This window comes from Rhabdothermincola sediminis (assembly GCF_014805525.1).
Classification (GTDB): Bacteria; Actinomycetota; Acidimicrobiia; order Acidimicrobiales; family Acidimicrobilacustridaceae; genus Rhabdothermincola; species Rhabdothermincola sediminis.
On the sequence record NZ_JACFSZ010000034.1, the window covers coordinates 1 to 5,149 of the forward strand.

Here is a 5,149-nt window from a genome sequence, read left to right on the forward strand (position 1 = left end):
TGGTGGCGGCGGCGGCCAGAACGCCGGCGCCAACTGGTCCTGGATCTGCGAGGGCTGGGACCGCGGTGGTGGTGGTGGCGGCGGCGGCGGCGCCGGCGGCGGCGGCCAGGGCGGCCAGGGCGGCACCGCGGGCGGAGGCTCGTTCGGCATCTACGCCTTCGACGCCACCGTCGTGGTGGACGCCACGGTGACCGCCAGCGCCGGCAATGGCGGCAAGGGCGGCAATGGTGGCAAGGGCGGCGACGGCGGCAACGGCGGCCCGGGTGGGCGCGGTGGGTCGGTGAGCAACGCCGGCAACGGCGGGGCACCGGTGGGCAACGCCACCCCGACCTTTGCCGGGCTCAACCTGTGCGGGCTGGGCTTGTACGCCTGCTTCCCGGACGGCGGCCCCGGCGGCGCCGGCGGTGGTGGCGGCGCCGGTGGCGGGGGTGCCGGTGGTGGCGGCGGCGCGGGCGGCCCGAGCGTGGGCATCTTCCACTCGGGCACCGGGTCGATCGTGAACGCCGCCGCCGCGGTGGCTGCCGCGGGCAGCGGTGGCGCCGGGGGCCTCAAGGGCGGCAACGGCCAGGCCGCGGCCGGTGGTGGCGGTGGCGACATCGCCTCCGGGGCCTGGACCACCGCACCCCGCGCCGGCGGGGCGGGCAACTCGGCCCCCGCCGGGGCGCTGGGCAACGACGGCAGCGCCGGGCAGAGCTGCAAAAGGCTGATCGCCGGGGTCTGCACGCCCTGACCGGTGGGGCCCAAGAGCGGGACCGGGCTGGCGGGGGAGGAGCTGGTGGGGAGGGGTGCGCCTCTCCCCACCAGGGGCACCGAGGGTCGGGTCGAGCTACGCGAGGTGCGTGCGTGGTGAGTCGCTCGACTCATTTTCCTGCGTTCCTGCCTAGGATCGGGGGCCAGGTGGCGTGACAAAGCCGGCACGGTCCGTTACCGTCCGTGGGCAAGGGATGCGACAGCAGTCACGTACTTGATACCTCAGGGGGCGTCAGTGATGAGTTGGCGGAAGAAGCTGGCCAGTCTGTCGGCGTTCGCGCTGGTGGCCACCGGTCTGGTTGTTGGCGTTACGGTGGGCGATGCCGGCGCGGCGATCATCAACACGGACGTCACCACCAACCTCCGCTGCGTGGCCAACGCACCGGTGATCGGGGCGACCAACGCCGACCAGGCACTGACCCTGAACGTCACCTACCCCGACAAGGTGGAACAGGGTGTGCCCTACACCACCTACACCGCGTCGCCCCCCACCGTCGTGCCGACCAACGTCTCCGGCCAGACGGTGAACTTCATCAAGAACCTGACCGTCAAGACCCAGCTCCCACCTACCGGGGCCACGGTGAACAGCGTGGTCGCGGTGCCGGGCACCGGCACCTGGACGCCGCCCGGTGGCAGCACCGTCACCCTGACCCAGAGCGCGAGCCCTTCGGGCCCCCAGTTCGGCCTCACCTATGACTCGCTCAACAAGACCATCCTGCTGAGCCTGCCCGGCTACCCGCCCGGCACCGGTTCACCCAACAGCGAGGGCTGGAAGGCGGGCGGCACCCTCCAGCCACCCCAGATCCAGGTGAACGTCACCCCCACCGGCGCGCCGGGCACCTACCTGGAGTCGAAGTTCGCGGGCACCATCCCCTCCAACCCGAACAGCTTCCCGTGGCCCGACCCGGGCTTCACCACCACCGCCAACATCGCCTCCTACGGTGACGCCCCCACCTACTGCGCGCCCTACGACCCCCGCCCGTACCTGACCCGCTCGCGGATCATCCCCCTCGACACCCAGGGTCCCGAGATCAACGTGATCTCGCCGGCCGAGGGCGGCAGCTACTTCAAGGGCATCGCGGTCAACGCCAACTACTCGTGCTCGGAGCCCGACGACCAGGTGGGGGTGGCGAGCTGCGTGGGCACGGTGGCCAGCGGCACGCCATTCGACACCAGCTCCTCACCAGGCCCGAAGACCTTCGTCGTGACCGCCACCGACACCAAGGGCAACGTGTCGACCAAGGTCGTGAACTACACGATCGTGGCTTCCCCCGACCCGCTGATCACCGTCAGCGCCGGCACCGCGACCGAAGGGGGGAGCATCCCGTTCCAGGTGTCGCTCTCCAAGCCGCCGGAGAACCCGGTCAGCGTGCAGTTCGCCACCGCCGACGGCACCGCCACCTCGGGTGACTACACGGCGAGCTCCGGCACCCTGAACTGGAGTGCTGGGTCCACGGCCCTCACCCAGACCATCAACGTGCCCACCACGGACGACACCCTCTACGAGGGGCCCGAGACGGTGATGCTCACGCTCTCGAACCCCACCAATTCGCTCATCGACAGCGGGGCGGTGTCCACCCCGGGCACGATCATCGACAACGACGCCCCGCCGGTGCGGGTCGAGGGCGGCTCGGTCACCGAGGGCCCGGGGGCATCGGTCACCTTCACCCTCACGCCCACCGCGCCGAGCCCGGTGCCGTTCAGCGTCTCCTACACGACCGCCGGCGGCACCGCCACGGCGGGTAGCGACTTCACCACCACCTCGGGAACCACCACGAGCTGGGGGGTCAACGACCTCACCCCGACAACGGTGACCGTGCCGGTGTTGGATGACCCGATCGTCGAGGGCGACGAGACCTTCACCCTCGACGTCACCCAGTACGACAGCTCGGTGACCAGCGCCACCGGCACCATCATCGACAACGACCCGGAGGGCTCGGGTCCCTACGACTTCACCCAACCGGGCGTGGCCATCAGTGACCTGACGGTGGTCGAAGGTGACAGCGGCGACTCCACCGTCACCGTCGGGGTGCGCCTCGACAAGCCGGCGGTGGGTACCGTGACCGTGGGCTACCGCACCATCGCCCGCTCGGCCACCGGCGGGGTCGACTTCGGCCAGAAGTTCGGCACCGTCACCTTCCAGAACGGCCAGCAGGACAAGACCATCCCCATCAAGGTCTACGGCGATACCGACACCGAGAGCGACGAGTACTTCATCGTCGAGCTGCGCAACCCGGTGGGTACGAACATCATCGATGACGCCGGCGTGGTGACCATCCTCGACGATGACTCACCCACCCAAGCATGCTGCGTCGTGAGTGTCGCGGACGTGTCGGTGTGGGAGGCCGACAACGTCGGGGGTCTGCCGATCACGGCCAACGTCGACCTCATCCTGAACCAGCCGGCCACGTCGGACATGACGGTCAAGGTGATGACCGCACCGGGCACCGCGACCGGCCTCGACTTCGTCAACGTGAACACCACGGTGAAGTTCAAGGCCGGCCAGGATCGCAAGACGGTCAAGATCGACATCCGACCCGACAACCTCAAAGAGGGTGACGAGGAGTTCTACGTCAACCTCTCGAACCCCACCGGTGGTCTCACCATCGGTGACAGCCAAGGGGTGGTCACCATCCTCGACGATGACCACCAGCCGGGCGCGCCCACCGATCTCCAGGCCACGCCCGACACCGAGCGTCTCGGCGGGGTGCACCTGACCTGGACGCCGCCGTCGATCGCCAGCCCGCTGCCGGCCCTGCCGATCACCGGCCATCAGGTCCGGGTCTCCACCGACGGGGTGCTCGACACCGAGGCGTGGATCTCGATCGGCACCACCCCGGCCTTCGACTACGACTGCGGCGGCTCGGGGGCGGCTTGCCTCTTCGAGGTGCGGGCGGTCAACCAGCGGGGTCCGGGCGCGGCCGCACAGCTCGCGACCAACGGCTACGCGGACACCACCGCCCCCACCGTGCTGATCCAGCGACCCTACGACGGCATCAACGTCGACAGCTGGGGTGGCGCGGTGCTGACCTACACCGGCACCGTCAGCACGGCCCTCGGTGACGCCGGCACCAACGCCGGGCCGCCGGCCACGGTGCAGGTGCGGGTGCTCGACAGCGGCAACACCCCGGTGCAGACCTTCACCGGCACCATCACCGACGGCACCTTCAGCGCCACGGCCCCGGCCTCGATCACCACGCCGGGCCTGTACACCGTCGAGGTGAGCCAGACCGACTGGGACGGCAACGTGGGGGTCGACACCATCGGCCTGCAGGTGCGCGACGCGGTGTTCGTGGGCAAGTACAACGCCGACGGCACCGCGGCCACCGACGCCAACCCGGGCACCGCGGCCCAGCCGAAGCTGACCGTCGCCGCCGGCCTGTTGGCGCTGGGCAGCCGGCCCGAGCTGGCCGTCGGCTACGGCATCTTCAGCGAAGCCTCCGGCGGGCTGAGCCTGCTGTCGAACAAGGCCATCCGGGGTGGGTTCAACTCCTTCCAGAACTGGACCCGCCCGGGCTCCGCTGGCCTGAGCGGCGCCCCGGTGAACTTCGAGACCCGCATCGACGCCGCCGGCCAGGCCGCCCTGGCCGACGCGGACACGAACGTGGTGATCGACGGCCTGACCCTGTTCGGCCGTAGCACCGGGCTGCCGGCGGGCTCCAACGTGTATGGCCTGCGGGCCATCAACGGCTCGACGGTCACGGTCGTCAACTCGCAGCTCAAGGCGGCCGACGGCGTGCAGGGTGCGCAGGGCGCGCCCGGCGCCGACTACACCGGCACCATCGCCAAGGCCGCCAACGGGGTCAACGGTGTGGACTGCTTCTGGGGCTGCAGCCCCAACCCGGCACCCGGCGGGACGGGCCGGAACGGCTCGCTCGGCTCAGCGAATCGGGGTGGTAATGGTGGTACCGGACGCAGCAACGGCGACGGTGGCACCGGTGAGCAGGGCTTCACCCAGACCATCGGCCTCGGCGGCCGGGGCGGCATCGGCGGCTCGAAGGGTGCCAACCCTGTGGTCCTCTGCATCGGCGCTCCGCAGGGCGGCGCCGGTGGTCCCGGCGACGGCGGAGCCGGCGGTGCCGGGGCGGATGTGCCCGGTGCGGGTGGTTCGGCCACGGTCTACACCGCGGGCACGACGTGGACCGGCGACAGCGGCCAGCAAGCGACCGGCGCCGGGGCCTCCGGCTACGCTGGCCACGGCGGCGGCGGGGGCGGCGGCGGCGGCTCCAACTGCGGTGGCAACCAGCGGGCCGGCTCCGGCGGCGGCGGCGGCGGCGGCAACGCCGGTGGCGGTCCAGGCTTCGGTGGCGGCCCCGGGGGTGGCTCCTTCGGCCTCTACGCCCACAACTCCACCGTCACCCTCGACGCCGACTCCCGGGCCGAGGCCGGTGCCGGTGGC

General features: G+C 71.3%; 1 protein-coding gene and 1 pseudogene. Both read left to right on the forward strand.

Features of this window, described 5'->3' with window-relative positions:
* A pseudogene (locus HZF19_RS15965) lies at window positions 1-730 on the forward strand (PE-PGRS family protein); the annotation flags it as partial.
* A 258-nt stretch (window positions 731-988) separates the two neighbouring features.
* A partial coding sequence (locus HZF19_RS16995) for a Calx-beta domain-containing protein (RefSeq protein ID WP_307781262.1) occupies window positions 989-5,149 on the forward strand: 4,161 nt, incomplete at its 3' end.